Source organism: Streptomyces sp. NPDC091271 (assembly GCF_044757505.1).
GTDB lineage: Bacteria > Actinomycetota > Actinomycetes > Streptomycetales > Streptomycetaceae > Streptomyces.
The window spans coordinates 246,809-266,928 of record NZ_JBIVVD010000007.1; the positions used below are offsets into that span (position 1 = coordinate 246,809).

Below are 20,120 nucleotides of genomic sequence, written 5' to 3' on the forward strand. Positions count from 1 at the left end.
CGGCCCCCGCCCCGCTGTGGGCGGGGGCCGGTCATCCCGGAGGGAAATTCCATGGCACAGCCTGCAACGGGGCCGGCTAAAGGCCCGTGTAACGCACCACCGACCGCTGTCGGCACGGCAGTTCACCCGGTGGACGAGAAGCTTCCGCCCTCGCGGCTCGTTCCCGCCGCGCTCCAGCACATCGCCGCCATGTACGCGGGCGTCGTCACCCCTCCGCTCATCATCGGGCAGGCCGTCGGACTCGACGCGGCCGGCATGACCCGGCTGATCGCGGCGAGTCTCCTGATCGCCGGACTGGCCACCCTCCTCCAGACCCTCGGCGCCGGACGCTTCGCCGGGAACCGGCTGCCCTTCGTCAACGCGGCGTCCTCCGCCGGGATCGCGCCGATGCTCGCCATCGCGGAGACCAGCGCCCCCGGCCGTCAACTCCCCGCGATCTACGGGGCGGTACTGGTCGCAGGTGTCTTCTGCCTGGCCGTCGGCCCGTTCTTCGGGCGGCTGCTGCGCTTCTTCCCGCCGCTCGTCACCGGGGTCGTCATCACCCTCATCGGTGTCACGCTGATGCCGGTACCCGTCGGCTGGGCCCAGGGAGGCGACGCCACCGCCGACGACTTCGGCGCCATGAAGTATCTGGCGCTGGCCGCCTTCACTCTCGTCGTCATCCTGCTGATCCAGCGCTTCGGACGCGGCTTCGTCAAGCAAGTCGCCCTACTCGCAGGCATGTTCGTCGGCACGCTGGCCGCCATCCCGTTCGGACTCGCCGACTTCTCCGCGCTCGGCTCCGCGCCCGTCGCCGCCCTGCCCACCCCCTTCGCCTTCGGACCGCCCGAGTTCCAGCCCGCCGCGATCCTCTCCCTGTGCATCGTGATGCTGGTGCTGATGACGGAGTCGTCCGCCGGCATGCTGGCGCTCGGCGAGATCTGCGACCGGCGCACCGACGGCCCCACCATCACCCGCGGTCTGCGCACCGACGGCATCGCCACCCTCCTCGGGCCGGTCTTCGGGGGCTTCCCGACCAGCGCCTTCGCCCAGAACGTGGGCGTCGTGTCACTGACACGGGTGCGCAGCCGGTACGTGGTCGCCGCCGCGGGCGGTGCCCTGATCGTCCTGGGCGCCTTCCCCGTCCTCGGGGCGGTCGTCTCCCTCGTCCCGATGCCCGTGCTCGGCGGCGCCGGCATCGTCCTGTTCGGCTCGATCGCGGTGAGCGGCATCCGGACCCTCTCCGAGGCGGGACTCGACGACAGCTCCAACATCATCCTCGTGGCCGTGGCACTCGGCGCGGGCATCATCCCGCTCGCGGCACCCGGCTTCTACGCCGGATTCCCGTCCTGGGCGCAGACCGTGCTCGGCTCCGGGATCAGTGCGGGAGCGCTCGTCGCGGTCCTGCTCAACCTGTTCTTCCATCATCTCGGCACCCACAGCCGTAACGCTGTGGCACTCAAATCCTCCTAGGGTCCTGCCGTGCCCACACATCCCCGGAAAGAAGAAGGAAGCGCCATGGCAGCATCGGCAGACCCGCAGCGCATCGTCATCGAGAACTGTTCCATCGCCACGGTCGACGCCCACGACACCGAATACGCGTCCGGGCACGTCGTCGTGGCGGGCAACCGCATCGAGTCCGTCGGCGCGGGCAAGGCCCCGGAGGGCCTCGCCAACGTCGTACGGCGCGTCGACGGTACCGGCCATCTGGTCACGCCGGGCCTGGTCAACACCCACCACCACTTCTACCAGTGGATCACCCGGGGCCTGGCGACCGACCACAACCTCTTCGACTGGCTGGTCGCGCTGTACCCGACGTGGGCGCGCATCGACGAGCCGATGGCGCGCGCGGCCGCCCAGGGCTCGCTCGCGATGATGGCCCGCGGCGGGGTGACCACCGCGATGGACCACCACTACGTCTACCCCCGTGGCTCCGGCGACCTGTCCGGCGCGATCATCGGCGCCGCCCGTGACATGGGCGTACGGTTCACCCTCGCCCGCGGCTCCATGGACCGCAGCGAGAAGGACGGCGGGCTGCCGCCGGACTTCGCCGTGGAGACCCTCGACGGAGCGCTCGCCGCCACCGAGGCCACCATCGACGAGCACCACGACACCTCGTTCGGCGCGATGACGCAGATCGCGGTCGCCCCCTGCTCGCCCTTCTCCGTCTCCACCGAACTGATGCGCCAGGGAGCCGAGTTGGCCCGCCGTCGCGGCGTGCGCCTGCACACGCACGGTTCGGAGACCGTCGAGGAGGAGCAGTTCTGCAAGGAGCTGTTCGGGATGGGGCCGACGGACTACTTCGAGTCGACCGGCTGGCTCGGTGACGACGTGTGGATGGCGCACTGCGTCCACATGAACGACTCCGACATCGCCGCCTTCGCCCGCACCGGCACCGGCGTCGCGCACTGCCCGTCCTCCAACGCCCGCCTCGCCGCCGGCATCGCACGCGTCCCCGACATGCTCGCCGCCGGTGTCCCGGTCGGGCTCGGCGTCGACGGCACCGCGTCCAACGAGTCCGGCGAACTCCACACCGAACTGCGCAACGCCCTCCTCATCAACCGCCTCGGCGCCCACCGTGAGAAGGCCCTCGACGCGCGCCAGGCCCTGCGCCTCGGCACGTACGGTGGCGCGCAGGTCCTCGGCCGGGCCCAGGAGATCGGCTCGCTGGAACCGGGGAAGCTCGCCGACCTCGTGCTCTGGAAGCTGGACACCCTGGCCCACGCCTCCATCGCCGACCCCGTGACCGCCCTGGTCTTCGGCGCCGCGGCCCCCGTCACCCTCTCCCTCGTCAACGGCAGCACCGTCGTCGAGGACAACCGCCTCACCACCGTGGACGAGGACGCCATCGCCCGCGCGACCCGTGACGAGGCCAGGCGCCTCGCACAGATCGCCGCCGGCGCCTGACGCCCCGCACCCCCTGACAGGCCGGCCGAGGGGGACGGCCCTCGGCCGGCCGCCGTGGACCCATCAGGTTCACGGCAGCCTGTGCGGGTGCGCGTACGTCCCGTACGCGCACCCGCACAGGTGAGCTCCAAGCTGCCCGCACCAGCTGCACGACCTGCACCAACGCACCACTCAGCACCACCTCCCTGACACCCACGTCGCCCGACGTGTACCCGACCGGAGGAAGCCGTGGCAGCTAAGCCCAGGTTTCGCAAGAACGCAGTCGACGCAGACGCAGTAGCAGTAAGCGCAGGAGAAGGAGAACCGGACCGGAAGCACCCGGTCGACGAGAAGCTTCCGCCCCTCAGGATGTTCACCAGCGGCCTGCAGCACGTCGCCGCGATGTACGCGGGTGTGGTGGCCCCGCCCATGATCGTGGGGCCCGCCGTGGGTCTCAGCGCCAAGGAGACCGCCTTCCTCATGGGGGCGAGCCTCTTCACCGCGGGGATAGCCACCCTGCTCCAGACCCTCGGCTTCTGGCGAATAGGCGCCAAACTGCCGTTCGTCAACGGTGTCTCCTTCGCCGGAGTCACCCCGATGATCGCGATAGGCAAGGACCGCGGGCACGACGGCATCGCCGTCATCTTCGGCGCGATCATCGTCGCCGGCCTCCTCGGCTTCGTCCTCGCCCCGTACTTCTGCAAACTGGTGCGGTTCTTCCCGCCCGTCGTCACCGGCACCGTCATCACGCTGATCGGTGTCTCACTGCTCCCGGTCGCCTTCAACTGGTCGCAGGGCGGCAACGCGACCGCCGACGACTACGGCTCGATGACGAACATCACGATGGCCGCCGTCACGCTCGTGATCGTGCTTGCCCTGCGCAAGCTGCTGCGGGGCTTCCTCCAGCAGATCGCCATCCTGCTCGGCCTGGTCATCGGCACCCTGATCGCGATCCCCGCCGGCATCACCGACTTCGGGGCACTGGGCGACGCCGACGTGGTCGGTTTCCCGACGCCGTTCCACTTCGGCGCACCGCAGTTCGAGATCGCCGCCATCATCTCGATGTGCATCGTGATGCTGGTGTGCATGACCGAGTCGACCGCCGACATGCTGGCCCTCGGCAAGATCGTCGGCCGTCCCGCGGACGAGCGGACCATCGAGGGCGGACTGCGCGCCGACACCCTGGGCAGCGCCGTCAGCCCGCTCTTCAACGGCTTCATGTGCAGTGCGTTCGCCCAGAACATCGGGCTTGTCGCCATGACCAAGGTCCGCAGCCGGTTCGTCGTCGCAGCGGGCGGAGTCATCCTGGTGCTGCTCGGGCTGGTCCCCGTGGCCGCGTCCGTCATCGCCCTCGTGCCGCTCCCGGTCCTCGGCGGCGCCGGCATCGTGCTCTTCGGCTCGGTCGCCGCGAGCGGTGTCCAGACGCTGGCCACCGCCGCCCTGGAGAAGGGCGAGAACGCCCTGATCGTCGCGGCGGCCGTCGGCGTCGGCCTCATCCCGATCGCCGCGCCGGACTTCTACCACGCCTTCCCCGAGGACCTGCTCGTCGTCCTGGACTCGGGTATCTCCACCGGCTGCGTGGTGGCCATCGTGCTGAACCTGGCCTTCAACCACTGGGGCCGGACGCCGGACGCGGAACCGGAGACGGAAGCCGCGGACAGCGAACAGCCGAAGGACCCGATGGCCCTGCCCGTCGCCCACTGACACACCGGTGCGCGTACGTGCACTGTTCGAAGGGGACAGTGCGTACGCGCACCGGGTACGGCCCGCGTCAGGCGATGTGGAAGCTCTCGCCGTAGACCTGCCAGTCCAGCGGCGGATCGAGATTCAGATTGCCGTTCCGCAGGAACACCCGCTGGGCCGTGTCCACCCGGCTGGTGTCCGAGTGGGCCTCCTCCTGCTTCATCGCCCAGACCCGGGCGTCCAGGAACGCGTCGAGGTAGGCCACCTCGTCGCCGCCCTGCGACGGCGGGCTCGCCTGGGCCAGTGCCCTCTCCCGGATCGAGCCGAAGCTCGTGCTGTCGCTGCCGCCGCCGTGCATCACGATGGCGTCGTAGTACGTGAACTGGCCGAGCGTGCCGAGCCCGTCGGCCTTGCCCTGGCGCACCGCCGGGTCGAAGTAGACCCGGTCGCGCTCGTCGTTCTGCGCCTGCTGGAAGGCGGGGTCCGACGCGGCCTCGGCCCAGTGGCCGGTGAAGCCGGGGTCCAGCCCCTCGTGCGAATCCGTGCCGTCCACCGCCCGCAGGGCGGGCAGGTACGAGGCCAGGACGTTGCCCGGCTTCCGCTCGTCGTACAGCTCCACCAGGTCGAGCATGTCCCCGGTGCCGGAGCAGAATCCGATGATGCCGGCGGTGTAGCCGCGGCCGTCACCGATGTCCTCGATGTAGCCGTACTGGGCCTTCCAGTCGAGCGTGGAGTTCTCCGCGCTGGAGACCAGCTGCATCGCGATGTCCTTCTTCGCGGGGTCGTCCAGTCCGGTCGCGGCTGCCTCCAGGTGTGCGGCCGGCGGCGTGGGGGCGCCGGCGTGAGCGGTGGCCGGAACCGCCGTGAAGGTCAGCCCGAGGGCCAGCACGGCGAGTCCGGCGGTGCGGATGAATCGGGTGGTGCGACGCGAGGTGCTGTTGTGGGGGTGAGGCACCGGTCCTCCCTGGGGAGTTCGTCGTTCCGATGTTCTGTTAGGAAGCTTTCCTATCAGGCTTCGGAGCGGGCCGTAACCCCTTGGCACCCGGTTGGCCGGAGGCTGTTCAGCCGCCGTCGATGCGGAAACTCTCCCCGTAGACCCTCCACGCCAACGGGGTCTCCAGCTGGAGCCTCCCCTCGCGTACGAAGACGCGTTGGGCGGTCTCCACCCGGCTGATGTCGCTGTGCGAGGGCTCCTTGCGGATCGCGGCCACCCGGGCGTCCAGGAAGGCGTCGAGATAGGCCTCCTCGTCGCCACCCTCGGAGGGCGGGTCGTTCTCGGCGAGGGCCTGGGCGCGTATCGTCCGGAAGCCGACCGTGCCGTCCGTATCGGCGTATCCGTGCATCACATAGGCGTCGTAGTAGATGAACTGCCCCAGGGCGCTGAGCCCGTCGCCCTCGGCGCGCTCCACCGCCGGGTCGAAGTACGAGCTGTCCCGCTCCGCGTCCTGCGCCGACCGGAAGGCCGGGTCGGCCGCGGCCTCGGACCAGGCCCCGGTGAAGGCGTCGCCCAGCCCCTCGTGCGAGTCGCTGCCGTTCACCGCGCGCAGCGCCGGCAGGAAGTCCTGGAGCGCGTTTCCCGGACGCTCCGCCGTGTAGCGCTCGACGACCTTCAGCAGATCGCCCGTGCCGGAGCAGAATCCGATGATGCCGGCGGTGTAGCCGCGGCCGTCGCCGATGTCCTCGACGTAGGAGTACTGGGCCTTCCAGTCCAGGGTCGAGTTCTCCGCGCTGGACACGAGCCGCATCGCGATGTCCTTCTTCGCCGGGTCGTCGAGCCCCTTCTCGGGGGAGCCGGAACCGGACCCGGAGCAGCCGGTCAGGACGAGGGCCGCGACGGCGGCGAGGGCGAGACGTCTGTGCTTCACGCACCAAGCGTGCCAGGCCGGGGGGCGGCGCCGGCCGGGGCGGGGCGCCTGTAGCGTTCGGGATATGGAAGATCAGTCTGTTGTGGATGTCGGCGAAGTACGGCTGGCGTACCGGACCTGGGGCGACCCCTTCGGGTCGCCCGTCGTCCTCTTGCACGGCCTCGGCGGCTCGTCCCTGAGCTGGGAGGCCGTCGGCACCCTGCTCGGCGAGGAGTGGCGGGTGTACGCCATCGATCTGCGCGGCCACGGCGAGAGCGACTGGCCCGACGAGTACGGCTTTGAGCAGATGCGGGACGACGTCCTGGAGTTCCTCGACGCCTGCGAGCTCGACCGGGTCGGTCTCGTCGGCCACTCGATGGGCGGGGTGGTCGCCTATCTGCTCGCCGAGGAGCACGCGGACCGGGTGGAGCGCCTGGTGCTGGTCGAGACCCCGCCGCCGTTCCCGGGGCAGCTGGTCGACGACAGCCGGTCCACGGGCCCGGTGGACTACGACGAGAACGTCGTGCCGGCCGTCCGGGCCCAGGTGGCCGAGCCGGACCCCCGGTGGGAGCAGGAGCTGGGGCAGATCGTCGCCCCGACGCTGATGATCGCCGGGGGCCCGGAGAGCAGCATGCCGCAGGGGAGGCTGGCCGACATGGCCTCGCTCATCCCCGACTGCCGGCTGCTCACCCTGGGCGGCGGCCACCATGTGCACAAGAAGCACGCGGACCAGGTGGCCCAGCAGATCACCGAGTTCTTCACCAGCTGAGCGGCCCCGGACCCCTGTTCGCCGGCCGCCCGCTCGACGCCGGCCGCCCGCTCGACGCCGGCCCCACGCGCGACGCCGTCAGTCGCCGGGCCGCCAGTCGGGCCGACGCCCGCTCAGTGCGATCACCCGGTCGGCCAGGGGCGCGTCGGCCGGGACGGGGACCGGCGGGCCGAAGATCGCGTCAGGACCGGACCTGTCGTCGTCCCCAGGTGCCAGCATCGCCTCCGACGAGCGCAGGCTCCCCTCGTCCGCCCGGAACTCCTGCCCCGTCGCCCTGGCCAGATCCCAGCCGTGCACGACCAGTTCGTTGAGGGCGACCATGCCGGCGACCTGCCCGGGAAGATCCACCCCGCCCGCCCGGGTCATGCCCTCCAGTGCGGCCGGCGAGCGCCAGGCCGCGACCAGCTCGTCCAGCAGGGGCGGCAGCGCCGTGCGCCAGTCGGCGGGCAGTGCGGGCAGGGCCGAGTCCGGCGGGGTACCGGTCGTCGGGCCCGATTTCTTGTGTGCCGCGTCGCGGAAGGCGACGGTGAGGCCCAGCAGGTGCCCGATCAGCTCCCGTACCGCGTAGTCGGGGCACGGGGTCGGACCGTCCAGCTGACGGTCGTCCACGGCGCGGATCAGCTCCTGGACCTGCCGCGCCGCCGGTCCGAGATCGATGCCGGGCGCGGTCGCGCTGTTCGTTTCCATACTCTTCGGACCCTTCCCGCGCCCGGAACTCATCGGGACATCGCGGAACGTTCCGGTCCGCCCTCTTGTCGGCGGCCCCGTCGGCATGGCATATAGGTCTGGACCATTGCTGTCGGATGGAAGGCATCACCGTGCAACGCCCCCACGCACGCACCGCGTTGGCCTGTTCTGCCACGCTGCTCCTCGCCGGTCTCACCGCCTGCGGCGGACCTGCGGAAGCGGACACCAAGAACCCGACAGCCCCCAGGGGAGTGACAGCCCAGGCCGGCAGCGCCTCCTCCGCGCACGTCATGTGGGAACGGGCCTCCGACAACGAGGGGATCACCGGCTACGACGTCTACCGCGAGGGGAAGAAGGCCGCCTCGGTGGACGCGACGAAGCTGATGACCGACATCGACGGTCTGACCGCGTCCACGGCCTACACCTTCACCGTCCGGGCCCGCGACGCCGCCGGAAACCTCTCCACCCCGAGCGCCGCGGCCGCCGTGACCACGCCCGCCGCCGCGCCCGCCGACGAGGAAGCGCCGACCGGACCGACGAAGCTGCGGGGCACGGCGGACAGCGGCCGGACGGTCACCCTGTCCTGGGGCGGCTCCACGGACGACGTGGGCGTCACCTCGTACGACATCTACCAGGAGGATTCCAGGATCCACAGCGTCCCGGGCGCGCGGACCACGGCCCGGCTCACCGGCCTGCGCCCCGGCACCGTCTACACCTTCACCGTCCGCGCCCGCGACGCCGCCGACCGTTCCTCGCCGGACAGCAACGCGCTCGACCTCACCACCCCGTCCGCACCGGGCGCCCCCGCGACCACGGCACCCACCGGACTGCGGACGGCGACGAAGGCGCAGGGTGAGGAGTACCTCGTCGACCTCTCCTGGGACCAGCCGGACACCGGCGGCACGATTCCCGCGTACCAGCTCTTCCTGAACGGAAAGCTGACCACCACGATCGTCTGGGGCGGCACACCGCCCGAGGGCCGGGCGACGTACCGGCTCACCCTGACCGACCCGCCCGGCACCCGGTACTCGCTCAAGCTCCGGCCCAAGCTCCCCGACGGGACATGGGGCGACTTCTCGGCCCAGCGCACGGTGGTGCTGCGCGGCTGACCGGAGGCCGGTCGCTCACGGTCCGCGCCAGAGGTTGGCGAAGGCCGCGTTCTCGATGGTCCTCCTCTGGCGTACGGCCTCCAGCTCCATCACCGCGTCGTGGACGGCGGCCACCACGGTCGTCACCGCCTCGTCGTCAAGACCGGGCTCGTCATCGGACCGGCCACCGTCGATGCCCACGGCGGAGGCGAGGGCGGCCAGCACGGGTTCCCTCGCGTCCCGGCGGTCGGCCGCCCGGCGGCGGCCCGGCGTATCGGCCGGTTCGACGCGTTCCGACCCGAAGGGCGACCGGCCGCTTCGCTTCCGCGTCAGCTCGCCGTCCTTCTCCAGACCGGCCTGGTACGCGGCCGAGAGGTCCTGGCCCCGGCGCCACAGCCAGTCGTCGATCCGCTCGTAGGGCGGTTGCCGGGTGAGTCCTGCCGCCGCGTCGCCGAGGAGCGCGTCGTCCGGCGTCCGCGGCTCACCCGGCACGATGCGGTCACCGTCCACGGTGACGGCCCCCGCACCGATGAGATCGATCAGCTCGGCCCCCGCGAGCGCGAGCGACAGGTCACCCTGCCCCACGGCGTGCTCCGGCCGCGGGTCCATGGTGATGATGAACAGGTCCTTCGCCGTGGTCATGAACGGCTCCCCTCGGAGGCATCGACAGAAGTACGTCCCCACCGGCCCCGTCCGGAGCTGGTGCGCGGCGAGGCGACCGTCACGATCAGTATCGCCCCCCAGGGGGCCAGCACGCTAAGGTACCGGCCCCCGGCGGCGGTGCCGGAGTCGGCGGAGGAGGCGGTCGGCATGAGAGGTGCGCGGGCTTCCCGGCGTGTGGTCACCCGGGGCCATGTCGTGCAGGGGGCCTGCGGGTTCTTCCTGCGGCACGGCACGGTGGACATGGACGCGCTCGCCCAGGACCTCGCGGTCAGCCGGGCCACCCTCTACCGCGTGGTCGGCAGCCGGGACGCGCTCCTGGCCGATGTGCTGTGGGAGCTGGCCGAACACCTCCTGGACCGGGCGCGGCGCCGGCGGACCCGGGCGGGTGTGGACGGTGTCCTGGAGATCACCCGCTACTTCGTCACGGCTCTGCGCGGCTCCGCCCCCTTCGAGGGCTTCCTGCGTGAAGAACCCGAGACGGCGCGGCGCCTGCTGACCGGCGGCTGCGTACACCGGCGGGCCGTCCTGGCCCAGCGCGGCATCCTCCTCGAAGCGGGGGAGAGGGACCGGCTCTGGCCCCGTTCCGGCATCGACGACCTGGCCTACCTCTATGTCAGGGTTGTCGAATCCACCCTGTACGCCGAGTTGCTGAGCAGCCGCCGGCCGGACCTCGCCCTGGCCGAACGCACTGCCCGCGCCGTACTCCAGCAAACCCGCCGAGCGTCACCGGGCGCGATCTGAGACCGCTGTCTCACCCTCGGTCCGGCCACTGGTGGGCCCGCCGGCACCGGCCGTAGTTTCCGACTCCGACGACGGCAACCCGGAGGACACGATGACCCGCTCCCAGCCGGCCCGGACGGGCCGGGCGACCTTACTCGCGGTGCTTCTCGCACTCGTCGGAACACTCGCCGCCCTGACGGCCCCGACGCAGGCCGCGACCGCCCCGCGCGCCACGGTCAATCCCGTGATCTTCGTACACGGCCAGGAGGGTTCGGCCCAGCAGTGGCAGTCCCAGGCCAAGCGGTTCTCCAGCAACGGCTACCGCGACGACCTGCTGTACGTCCACGAGTACGACACCTCCGTGGCGACCGACGACCACGCGGTCGCGGGGCTGGAGGCCTTGGTCGACTCGGTCCGGGCGCGCACAGGCGCGCAGAAGGTCGACATCCTGGCCCACTCGCGTGGCACGCGTGTGATGCACGCCTACCTCTCCGTGCCGGAGCGGGCGGCGGAAGTCGCCAAGTACGTGAACCTGGACGGCCGTACGGCCGCCGCCCAGCCGGGCGGGGTGCCCACCCTCGCCATCTGGAGCAGCCTCCAGCCGAACGGGTCGATCGGCGGGGCGCTCAACGTCCACGAGCCGGAAGCGAGCCACACGGAGAGCGCCACCTCCGCCGAGAGCTTCGCCCACATCTACGCGTTCCTCCGTGGCAGGCCGCCGCTCACCACCCGGGTGCTGCCCGAGCCGCACGCCTCCGTGGAGATCGCCGGGCGCGCCGTGCACTTCCCGCAGAACAAGGGGCTCGCGGGCCGCCTCGAGGTGTGGCGGCTCGACCCCGCCACCGGCGCCAGGGCCGGCCTCCTCCCGCAGCACGTCGTGCGGATCGGTGCGGACGGAGCCTTCGGACCGCTGGGAGTGAGCGGACGCGGACACTACGAGCTGGCGTTCATCCGCTCCGGCGAACGCACCAACCACTTCTACTTCGAACCCTTCGAGCGCGGCGACCGCTTCGTGCGCCTGCTCGTCTCCCCGCCGGGCGGCGTCGCCGACTCCATCGACACCTGCCCCGCGCACACGGCGCTCACCATCGTCCGCGCACGTGAGTGGCGGGCCGGAACGGCCGAGGACGACCGGCTCCGCATCGCCGGGACCGATGTCCTCAACGCGGCGGTCTCACCACAACTGCGCCAGATTCTGGGTCTGTTCGCGTTCGACAAGGGGTGCGACGGAGCCAGCCACCTCGACGCGGCGCTGCCACCCTTCGACCGCGTCCCCTTCCTGACGGCCACCGACCTCTCCCTTCCGGCCGACGCGCAGGCCCGTGGAACGATCCCCGTGACGGCGACGATGCGCGGGACCGGTGTGGACGAGACCATCGCCGTGCCCAACTGGCCCTCCGACAGCCACACCGTGTCGCTGCTCTTCAAGGACTACGCGGACATCCCGTCCGGCGGGTGAGCCGACAGGCCGTACGACGGTGAGCCGTAACCGGACCACCCGGCCCGGGAGCGGCGCACCGCCGTTTGTCAGGCGGCGAGCGCCGCCGGCTCTCCGAGCCGTGCGGCCGCCGTCCGCCAGGCGGCCGTCACCGCGCTGCGGGCCTGTTCGGTCCGGGCGGGACCATCCGCCGTCAACTCGACCGGCGCTCCGACGTGTACGTGCAGCTCCGGGCGGCGCAGCGGGGCCGTGAACAGCCCCGCCAGCTGCTTGGCCGTGCTCCCCGAGGTGACCCGGCGTGCGCCGGCCTGGCCCACGGGAACCACCGGGGCTCCGCTGCGCCGGACCAGCCGGGACAAGCCGCTGCGGAAGGCTTCGGGTGCCGCTTCCGCGGCGTCCGTCCGGTGCGGGAGGCCGCCCTCGGCGTAGATCAGGACCAGGCGCCCGCGCCCGAGCGCCTCCACGGCTCCGTCCAGGGCGTCCGCCGCACGCCGGTCGCCCCGGTGGACCGGGATGTGCCCTTCGAGGGCGAGCGCACGGCCGAGCACCGGGACGCGCCACAGTCCGGCGGTCGCCATGACGACCGGACGGACCCCGAGGCGGTGCAGCGCGGCGAGCACGACGGCGGGGTCGGCGAGCGACGTGTGGTTGGCGACGATGATGCTGCCGGGGGCGAGTTCGGCGCCCGCGTCGGTGGTGATCGTGAGGCGGCCGACGGCGGGCACCAGGGTGTCGGCGAGGCGGCTGAGCATGTCCGGTCTCCTGAGCTCGACGATGTCGATCCCCATCCTCGGCGGTGGGAGCGCCACGAGCCTGAGTAGCCGCACTCATCTTCCGCGGCCGGGTGCTCAGGGGCGGTCCGCGGCCCGCTGTCGTCCACCAGGGCTCAGCCCGCGACGTGCACCGTCTCGACCCACGGGGGAGGGGCCGGGGCGGACGGGCCGATGAGGGCGGCGACGAGCCGGCACGCCGGGGTCTCGTCCGGCCACGGCGTGAGACCGTCCGTCAGGACGACGATCACGTCCGGGCGTTCACGTGCCCCCAGCGCCGCCGTGATCCCGACCCGCATGTCGGTGCCACCCCCGCCGCCGAGCGTGACCTGTTCGGCGGACGTCACCCGGGAGACGGCCTGGACATCGGCGTCGCAGGCCAGGACCGCCACCCGGTCGCCCCGGATCCCCACCTCGCGCAGCACACCGGTGACCTCGGCGAGCGAGGCGGCGATCTCCGCCTCGCCCATCGACCCCGAGGTGTCGATCACGACCGCGACCCTGGGCAGCGGCCGCCGCAGACTGGGCAGCACGACGCCGCGCAGCGCCGCGCTCCGGCGGGACGGGCGGCGGTAGGTGTAGTCGACCGCCCCGGCGGCCCAGGCGGCCGCTTCCCGTACGGCGCCCGCGAGTACCTGCCGCCAGTCGACCGTGGGCTCGAGGATCCCGTCCGCCCAGCGCTGCCAGCCACCGGGCAGGGCGCCCCTGGCACGCACATGGGCGCGCATGGCCTCCGCCGTCGCGCGCCTCAGCGCCTCCGCCTCGACCGGCCCGACCACCGTCGCCTCCGTACGCCCGCCCGACTCCCAGGGGGACGGCTGCCCATGGGCTCCCGACCCGCAGTCGTGGGTGGCGGGGAAGGGCGGCAGGGCGGACAGGTAAGCCTCGAAGAGCTGCCCCTCCGGAAGGCCGAAGAGGCGCGGCTCCAGCCGCCCCGCGGGCAGGGGCAGTCCGTCGGCGATCAGGTCGTCGTTGATCTCGCAGTCCTGTGCGACGTTCACCCGGTGCCGGTCACGCTGCTCCGCCGCCGGCAGCAGCTCAGCCCGCCCGTGGTGGTCGCGCAGCAGGTGCGCCACCTCGTGCACCCACACCGCCGCGAGCTCGGCCACGGGCGTCCGCTCGACGAAGCGGGGCGAGACATAGCAGCGCCAGTGCCGGTCCACGCCCATGGTCGGCACCTCGGCGCTCTCCACCACGGTCAGGGCGTAGAGCGCCGACGCGAGGTAGGGGCGGTCCGTGGCTGCCCGGTATCGCGCCGCGAGCAGCTTCGTGGTGTCCAGGTCAACCACCGTGCGGCAGGGCGCCGGACTGCCGCAGCAGGTCCAGGAATCCGTCGATGCCGGGCGGTACCGGCCAGTCGAGGCTGCGCATACCCGCCAGGTCGACCGCGGCCCGGGCGGCCACGTCGGGCACACCCGCGTCCACGGCCTTCGCCAGCACGGCCCACCCCGCCTCCCAGCGCTCACGGGTGAGATCACCCTGGACCGCGGCGACGACCGCGATCAGGAAGGCGAGCTGCCGGTCCCCACGCCCGGGCAGCGAGAACGCGTCAGGGTCGGCGAGTACGCGATCGGGGTCGGGCAGGTCCAGGTGCTCCAGGTAGGACAGCAGCTCGATGCCGGCACCGTCCCCGACCGCACCGGTGAGCACGGCCGCGACAGCCTCCCGCCCCGCCCCCGCCGCGTAGCCCGTGGCCAGCAGCCGCAGGGCCATGTCCCAGGTCCTCGGGGACGGCCATGCCCGGCCCCTGCTCTCCGCGTCGGCCGGGATGTGGTGGACCAGGCCCGGCCGCGCCGTCAGGAACCCGGACACCGCACCCCGGGCCCGCGCCGCCGCGCCCGGCACCCTGGCAGGATCGACGACCGGCACATTCAGGTCGGGCCATGTCCCCGCCATGCCGCGGGCGACGGTGCGCGGGTCGTGCGTCCACCGCAGATGGACGAAGCGGTTGGCGAGCGGCGGGCTGAGATGCCAGCCGTCCGCCGCGCTCGACGGAGGGTTGGCCGCCGCCACGACGCGTACGGCTTCCGGCAACCGCAGGCTGCCCACCCGCCGTTCGAGCACGACCCGCAGGAGGGCCGCCTGCACCGCGGGAGGCGCCGACGACAACTCGTCGAAGAACAGCAGGCCCCGGCCGGCGCGGGCGAGCCGGACCGCCCAGTCGGGTGGCGCCATCGGTACACCCGTCACCGCCGGATCGTCCCCCACGACCGGCAGCCCGGCGAAGTCCGACGGCTCGTGGACGCTCGCGATGACCGTCTCGAGCTCCAGGCCGAGACCGGCGGCGAGCTGCTCCATCCCGGCGGACTTGCCGATCCCGGGCTCGCCCCACAGAAGTACCGGCTGATTGGCCGTCACAGCCAGCGCGAGCGCCTCCAGTTGCGGACTGTCGGAGGGCTCGGTGCGGGTGGTGCGCAGCCGCCGGTTGAGCTCGTCGGCCGCGTCCAGCGGTCCGGGGGCGACGGGGGCGGGCCGGGCGGTGGTGGTCACTGTTCCTCGTCCTTCTCGGCGTTCTCGATCCATTTGGCGTACCACGCCGACCCGATGCCCGGGTGCTCGGCGACCACCCGCTCGCGCAGGAAGTCGAGCTCCCCGCGCTTGTACCTCCGGATCATCTGGGCCAGCGAGAGCTCCGTCGCGTCGGTCACGTCGATCCGGGCACCGGCGTCGAGCAGGGCCCGCACCAGCGCGGTGGAGCCCCGCTCGCTCACCGCGACGGCCAACGGGGTGCGCTCCATGTGGTCACGGGCCTCCAGGTCGAGTCCCGCCGCCAGCAGCCGGGGCAACAGAGCCTCGTGATCGAGCAGGGGCAGGACGTGCAGCAGGCTCCGCCGTCTGCCGTCCTTCACCCGGAGGTCCACGCCCGCGGCCAGCATCTCGAGAACTCCTGCGGTGTCCCCGTGCTGGGCCCGCTGGAACAGCTCCTGGCGCTGCTCCCGCAGCGCCCTCGGGAGCCGCCCCGTTCCCGACGTGACGGAGTGCTCCGCCGCGAAGCAGCCGGCGACAGCGCCTCCGAACGCCCGCATGGCACTCTCGCGTTGCCGCTCCTCCTCGGTGTGCGGGGACCGGAGCGCGCCGTCCCGGAAGGCGACTTCGTGCCACTCACCGCGGCACCTCACCCGCACGGGACGCGGCGCGGAGGGGCCCGGCGGGCCGAACGGCCCTTCGAGGGAGGGGAACAGAGCACGCGCGACCAGCGGATGCAGCCACCCCGGCGGCATGGCGCCGACCCGCAGCAGGTCGAGGTCGGGGAGACGGCGCCAGGCCGCCTCCGGGAGGGAGGGGGGCTCCGCGGCCGGCCTCCTCGACTCGACGACGCGGGCCCGGAGCCGTCCGCCGCCGCTGTGGTCCGTGAGGTCCAGCAGGATGTACCCCCGGTAGAAGTTCGCGATCAGGAAGCGCTCCCTGCCGCTCGCGGCTGTGGCGCGCCGCACGGCGGACTCCAGCCGGGGGATGTCGATCGCCGTCCGGCGGACGATCTCCTCGCCGTCCACGTGCCGCCACGATCGCTCGGACGACGGCAGGGCGGGATCCCAGTCGACACCCGCGGCGGCGAACGCCTCGGAGACCTTGCCCTCCTGGTGAAGCAGAGTGACCCGTTCCGCCCGGGCCGCCGCGTCGTTACCGGGTGCGGCGAGTTCCTCGGGGGTGAGCGGCGTGCCGTCGTCGTGGAAGAAGGGGATCCGGCCGCCGCCACCGACCGCGGCCCGGAGACCGTCCGTGTGCCGCGCGTCCCACAGGTGGCGGACCGACCGCCAGTCCTCGACACGGACGGCGAACACACCCGGAGAGGTCTCGCCGGGCACGGCACCGAAGCGCAGTGCGAGCCGCTGCGGGCCGTCGGCCATCGGAGGCGTACGCAGATGGAGATACGGCGCCACGGACAGCCCGGCCCCGTAACCCGCCAGGACGATGGTGCGGTCGGTGTCGATCGTCGAGCGGCCCCCGAGGATCCGGGGCAGGTGCCAGCGCACCAGGTCGGGCACGAGGTGGTGCAGGTCCGACACGAGGGACGCGGCCACGACGCTCCCGTACGAGGCGGCCACCTCGGCCGGGTCGAAGGCCACGTCGACCCCTGCCACCGCGAGAGCACCCCGCCAGTCACCGGCCAGCCGCCGTTCCGTGGCCCGCTCGATCACCCGGCGGGGCACGGCGTACCGACGGACCCGCCGCAGGCCGGCCACCTCCTCACTGGAGATGAACCGCTTCTCGGGACCACGCCTCACCGGTAGACGCTCCGTATCGCGCGGAGATCCGCGTGGGCGCCGGCATCGGGACGCAGGCGCGCGGTGAAGGACCGCTTCACCTTGCGGGGGAGTCCGGGGCCGAGGCCCACGTACTCCAGCCGGGAGTCCGCGCCGACAGCGCCCAGCAGTTCCTTCGCACCCCGGCCGGTCAGTCCCGTGTGCGCCAGTTCGAGGCGTCGCAGCGGGCTGCCGGGGAGGGCGGCGGCCAGCGCGTGGGCCCCCGCGTCGCCGGTCGCGTTGCCGGTCGCCCCGAGGCTGCGCTGCGACAGCGGGCGTCCCAGGTCGAGTGCCTCGATCCCGCCGAGCGCGTCGGCCAGGGCTGACGCCCCGGCAGGCCCGATCCCGTTGCCGCCGAGGCCGAGCCGCACCGGGCGCGCCGGGTCGGCCGCGGTGGCGAGCTCGGCGGCCCCGGCGTCGCCGAGGTGGTTGGCCGGCAGGTACAGCTCCCGCACCCCAGTCTCACGGATCAGCGCGGCAAGAAGCGGTGCGGACTCCGCACCGAGCCCGTTGCCGCCGAGGAACAGCCTCTCCAGGGGCTGTTCCCGGGTCCGGAGCACGTCGAGCAGGACCTCCAGCGCGGCGGCAGTGATCCCGCTGTTGACGAGGTCCAGGGTGCGCAGGACGGTGTTGCGGGCCAGCATCGGCGCGAGCGCCCGTACACCCGCGTCACCCAGCGGATTGCGCTTCAGCCAGAGGGCCCGGACGGTGCTGTCCGGGCCGAGCGCCCCGGCGAGCACGGCGGCGCCCTCGGCCCCGATGCGATTGCAGCCGAGATAGACGGTCCGCAGCCCGTGCCCGCCCAGCCGCAGTGCGTCCGCGACCGAGCGCGCGCCTTCGTCCCCGAGGGAGTTGGTGCCGAGGAGGACATGCGTGGCGTGCGGCGACCGCGCGAGCGCGGGCATCACCCTGGCCGCACCGGAGGCCCCGAGCCCCTGCTTGCAGAGATCGACACGCCCGTCGCCGCGCAGGGTCCCCAGCGGGAACACTTCGTCCGCCCCGACCGGCGGCTCCGCGGCGAGGCGCGTCACCAGCGGATCCAGCAGCGCCGTGTCGGCGAGCGGGATGTCAGGGTGTTCGATCGCCGGGCAGCGCACGGGCATCGGCTGCGACATCACAACTCTCCAGTCCCTCGCCGGCTCACCCGGCCGGAGCGGACACCGCGTCCCCCGCCGCCCGGCATGCCGACGCCATCACTCCAAAAACAGGTGGCAAGACCGGCCGGATTCGAACCGGCGTCCTCCAGCTCGATGCGTGGGCGCGACGACCTCTGCGCTACAGCCTTGCCGTGCGTGATCATAACGGCGCCCGGTTCGGCGTCGCACGCCGGTACGTGGTGCCTCGAACTCGCCACACAGTTAGGCCGGAGGCCGCACCCACGGAGCGAAGCGCTGACCAGGGGCCGCGTCGTCCCGCCAGTATCTGAGGACGGTCCCGGGCACGATCTCGACGGCGCCGTCCTGCTCGGCCATGCCCAGTCCGTCCAGCGTCAGCGGCGTGTGCTCATCGGCAGTCGAGATCTGTCTCGCCGCGCCACCACCACGAAGCCGTACTGGGCCACCGGCAGGGCCGGTCTCTAGTGCGAGCCGACACGAGAATCAGCTGAGCCTGGGTGACGAGGCAGGACGGATTTTCGATGGCGGCAGCCGTCCCCCACAATCAGGCAGCGATCTCCCCTCGTGGCACCACGGGCCCGTCATGCCCGCTTCAGGCCGTCACCGCCACAGCCCGCAGGGCCGGGGCCGCAGGCATGAGGGCGACGCTATAGGAAGCACACAGGAACCATCTCCCTGTCGAGGAGGCACGTAGTTGGAAGGAAGGCTGGCCATGACGGTCGAAGCGCGCGGCGAGGTCGAAGAGTTCATCCTGGGGGATCGGTTCTCCTGCCTGGCGGGACGGTCCGTCTGGCGGCGTGGTGGCATTGCCCATCGGCACCACGACATCCTCGGGGGAGAGGAGTCCGCCCGGCTCATGGCGCTCGACCTTGCCGAGTTCGTGGAATCTGCGGACTGGAGTGCTCGGACGTTCAGCAGTTTCATCGCGACCTTCGAGCAGCCTCGCGGAGTGGACGAGGAGCAGTTCGAGGCACTCCTCTGGACACAGCCGCAGTATGTAGGACCGGCTGGCGGACAGAGTACGGAAACAGGACATCAAGCTGCAGGGCGACATCAACCCCAACCTGCACGAGTACGAACAGGTCTCCGAAGCCCGTCGCTACTCCGGCCGCGCCAAGCCGGCCGACTGGGAGTGCCCCTTCGCCGCCCACGCGCCCGAGTCGCAGCAGTCGGAGCGAGAGCTGACGGTCTCGGGCTCGGGCGCCTGAGGGGCAACGCGCGCTGATCGAGAGGGTGTACGCCGACGACGGCCCGCATGGCGCACTCGCCGGCGGGCCGTCCGAAGGCCTTGACGCCGTACGTCAGGTGCGGGAGAACGGCGCCCAGCCGGCGATCTCGAAGCCGCTACCCTTACGGCGCATTTCGAACGCACCGTGACCGGGCAGGTGTGCGGGGAGCACGAGCGCGTTGTGATCGGCCGCGTGCGCGAACATCCGGGCCCGGCTGGCGCGGGCGCCGTCCTCGTCCTCCTCGAAGCAGCTGTTGATGTGCGGCTCGTGGACCTGGATGGCGCCGTGCAGCAGGTCGCCGGCGAAGATCGCACGGTCGCCGGCGGATTCCAGATGAATGATTGAGGAGCCCGGAGTGTGCCCGGGGGCGAGTGCCAGGCGGAGGTTGGAGTCGATGGTGTGGGACTCGTCCCACGTCTTGACCAGTCCGGCGTCGATCACCGGGTCGACGCTGTCCTCGTAGACGTTCTGGTTGCCGCGGCCGAACATGGTGTTGGGCAGGTTCTCCGGCCTCCAGTACTCGAAGTCACGCAGCGGCATGAGGTAAGTGGCATTGGGGAAGGTGGGCACCCAGTCCCGGCCCTCCAGGCGCGTGTTCCACCCGACGTGGTCGTCGTGGAGATGTGTGTTGATGACGATGTCGACGTCCTCGGGTCGGACGCCCGCCGCCGCGAGATTGGCCAGGTAGCCGGTGTCCAAATAGGACCAGATCTGCTGATAAGGCCGGTACTTTGCGTTGCCCGCGCCCGTATCGATCAGGATGACCCTGCCCTCGCTGCGCAGTACCCAGCTCTGGGTCGCGGCCCGGGTCAGATCGCTCTCGGCGTCCCAGTGGTGCGGGTCCAGCAGGGCCCCGTGGCGCTGCCACTCCTCCCGCTTGCTGTTGGGGAAGAAGACGTCGCTGGTCATGGGCGTGGTGTCCGAGAACTCCATGACGCGGGAGATCTCGACGTCACCGAGTTCGATGGTGGTGACACGCGGAGCGGAGGAACTGTCTGCCTGCGG

Annotated in this window: 18 protein-coding genes and 2 pseudogenes; 9 read left to right on the plus strand and 11 right to left on the minus strand. The window is 72.1% G+C overall.

All coding sequences use genetic code 11. The features are described from left to right. Nucleotides 1-51: 51 nt before the first annotated feature. From ACIQM3_RS28190 to ACIQM3_RS28200, 3 genes are all read left to right on the plus strand, one after another. Nucleotides 52-1,452, plus strand: coding sequence for a nucleobase:cation symporter-2 family protein (locus ACIQM3_RS28190; protein ID WP_401628960.1), 1,401 nt, complete (start codon nt 52-54; stop codon nt 1,450-1,452). 45 nt (nt 1,453-1,497) lie between these two features. Next, complete coding sequence (locus tag ACIQM3_RS28195; RefSeq protein WP_401628963.1) at nt 1,498-2,886, plus strand: 8-oxoguanine deaminase; 1,389 nt, start codon at nt 1,498-1,500, stop codon at nt 2,884-2,886. Between the two features lie 228 nt (nt 2,887-3,114). After that, nucleotides 3,115-4,569, plus strand: a complete 1,455-nt coding sequence (locus ACIQM3_RS28200; RefSeq protein ID WP_401628966.1) for a nucleobase:cation symporter-2 family protein — start codon at nt 3,115-3,117, stop codon at nt 4,567-4,569. A gap of 67 nt (nt 4,570-4,636) precedes the next feature. On the opposite strand, the gene ACIQM3_RS28205 is transcribed toward ACIQM3_RS28200, so the two are convergent. After that, nucleotides 4,637-5,503 carry a chitosanase gene (locus tag ACIQM3_RS28205; protein ID WP_401628968.1) on the minus strand — a complete coding sequence of 289 codons (867 nt, stop codon included), beginning with the start codon at nt 5,501-5,503 and terminating at the stop codon, nt 4,637-4,639. A gap of 106 nt (nt 5,504-5,609) precedes the next feature. Next, on the minus strand, nt 5,610-6,413 hold the full coding sequence (locus ACIQM3_RS28210; protein ID WP_401628971.1) for a chitosanase: 804 nt from the start codon (nt 6,411-6,413) through the stop codon (nt 5,610-5,612). Nucleotides 6,414-6,477: 64 nt separating this feature from the next. Here ACIQM3_RS28210 and ACIQM3_RS28215 point away from each other — a divergent pair, with 64 nt between their 5' ends. Next, nucleotides 6,478-7,161, plus strand: coding sequence for an alpha/beta fold hydrolase (locus tag ACIQM3_RS28215; protein ID WP_401628973.1), 684 nt, complete (start codon nt 6,478-6,480; stop codon nt 7,159-7,161). Nucleotides 7,162-7,239: 78 nt separating this feature from the next. On the opposite strand, the gene ACIQM3_RS28220 is transcribed toward ACIQM3_RS28215, so the two are convergent. Further along, nucleotides 7,240-7,848, minus strand: coding sequence for a TIGR03086 family metal-binding protein (locus ACIQM3_RS28220; protein WP_401628976.1), 609 nt, complete (start codon nt 7,846-7,848; stop codon nt 7,240-7,242). 116 nt (nt 7,849-7,964) lie between these two features. On the opposite strand from ACIQM3_RS28220, the gene ACIQM3_RS28225 reads away from it, so the two are divergent. Next, nucleotides 7,965-8,957 (plus strand): fibronectin type III domain-containing protein, encoded by a 993-nt coding sequence (locus ACIQM3_RS28225; RefSeq protein ID WP_401628978.1) that lies wholly within the window; start codon nt 7,965-7,967, stop codon nt 8,955-8,957. A gap of 15 nt (nt 8,958-8,972) precedes the next feature. Here ACIQM3_RS28225 and ACIQM3_RS28230 read toward each other — a convergent pair whose 3' ends face one another. Continuing rightward, nucleotides 8,973-9,578 (minus strand): GPP34 family phosphoprotein, encoded by a 606-nt coding sequence (locus tag ACIQM3_RS28230; protein WP_401628981.1) that lies wholly within the window; start codon nt 9,576-9,578, stop codon nt 8,973-8,975. A gap of 168 nt (nt 9,579-9,746) precedes the next feature. Here ACIQM3_RS28230 and ACIQM3_RS28235 point away from each other — a divergent pair, with 168 nt between their 5' ends. Both ACIQM3_RS28235 and ACIQM3_RS28240 read left to right on the plus strand, forming a co-directional pair. Continuing rightward, a complete protein-coding gene (locus ACIQM3_RS28235) occupies nt 9,747-10,340 on the plus strand; it encodes a QsdR family transcriptional regulator (RefSeq protein ID WP_401628984.1) in 594 nt (197 codons plus the stop codon). A 91-nt stretch (nt 10,341-10,431) separates the two neighbouring features. Continuing rightward, nucleotides 10,432-11,778 carry a hypothetical protein gene (locus tag ACIQM3_RS28240; protein WP_401628987.1) on the plus strand — a complete coding sequence of 449 codons (1,347 nt, stop codon included), beginning with the start codon at nt 10,432-10,434 and terminating at the stop codon, nt 11,776-11,778. A 68-nt stretch (nt 11,779-11,846) separates the two neighbouring features. Here ACIQM3_RS28240 and ACIQM3_RS28245 read toward each other — a convergent pair whose 3' ends face one another. The 6 genes and pseudogenes from ACIQM3_RS28245 to ACIQM3_RS28270 all read right to left on the minus strand — a co-directional run bounded on the left by ACIQM3_RS28245 (nt 11,847) and on the right by ACIQM3_RS28270 (nt 18,056). Further along, nucleotides 11,847-12,509 carry a lysophospholipid acyltransferase family protein gene (locus ACIQM3_RS28245; protein WP_401628989.1) on the minus strand — a complete coding sequence of 221 codons (663 nt, stop codon included), beginning with the start codon at nt 12,507-12,509 and terminating at the stop codon, nt 11,847-11,849. Nucleotides 12,510-12,643: 134 nt separating this feature from the next. Then, nucleotides 12,644-13,816, minus strand: coding sequence for a VWA-like domain-containing protein (locus ACIQM3_RS28250; RefSeq protein WP_401628992.1), 1,173 nt, complete (start codon nt 13,814-13,816; stop codon nt 12,644-12,646). Then, nucleotides 13,809-15,050: an AAA family ATPase gene (locus tag ACIQM3_RS28255; protein WP_401628994.1), complete on the minus strand. Its 1,242-nt coding sequence runs from the start codon at nt 15,048-15,050 to the stop codon at nt 13,809-13,811. The genes ACIQM3_RS28250 and ACIQM3_RS28255 overlap by 8 nt, the downstream gene beginning before the upstream one ends. Beyond that, nucleotides 15,014-16,753, minus strand: coding sequence for an ankyrin repeat domain-containing protein (locus ACIQM3_RS28260; RefSeq protein WP_401628996.1), 1,740 nt, complete (start codon nt 16,751-16,753; stop codon nt 15,014-15,016). The genes ACIQM3_RS28255 and ACIQM3_RS28260 overlap by 37 nt, the downstream gene beginning before the upstream one ends. Further along, nucleotides 16,750-17,886 carry a gala protein gene (locus ACIQM3_RS28265; protein ID WP_401628999.1) on the minus strand — a complete coding sequence of 379 codons (1,137 nt, stop codon included), beginning with the start codon at nt 17,884-17,886 and terminating at the stop codon, nt 16,750-16,752. The genes ACIQM3_RS28260 and ACIQM3_RS28265 overlap by 4 nt, the downstream gene beginning before the upstream one ends. A gap of 94 nt (nt 17,887-17,980) precedes the next feature. Then, nucleotides 17,981-18,056: pseudogene (locus ACIQM3_RS28270) on the minus strand. Between the two features lie 542 nt (nt 18,057-18,598). On the opposite strand from ACIQM3_RS28270, the pseudogene ACIQM3_RS28275 reads away from it, so the two are divergent. Further along, nucleotides 18,599-18,820: pseudogene (locus tag ACIQM3_RS28275) on the plus strand (YqcI/YcgG family protein); the annotation flags it as partial. A gap of 130 nt (nt 18,821-18,950) precedes the next feature. Beyond that, nucleotides 18,951-19,094, plus strand: coding sequence for a hypothetical protein (locus ACIQM3_RS28280; protein ID WP_401629782.1), 144 nt, complete (start codon nt 18,951-18,953; stop codon nt 19,092-19,094). A 93-nt stretch (nt 19,095-19,187) separates the two neighbouring features. Here the strand turns inward: ACIQM3_RS28280 and ACIQM3_RS28285 are convergent, their stop codons facing one another. Then, a complete protein-coding gene (locus ACIQM3_RS28285; RefSeq protein ID WP_401629785.1) occupies nt 19,188-20,048 on the minus strand; it encodes an MBL fold metallo-hydrolase in 861 nt (286 codons plus the stop codon). Nucleotides 20,049-20,120 lie beyond the last annotated feature (72 nt).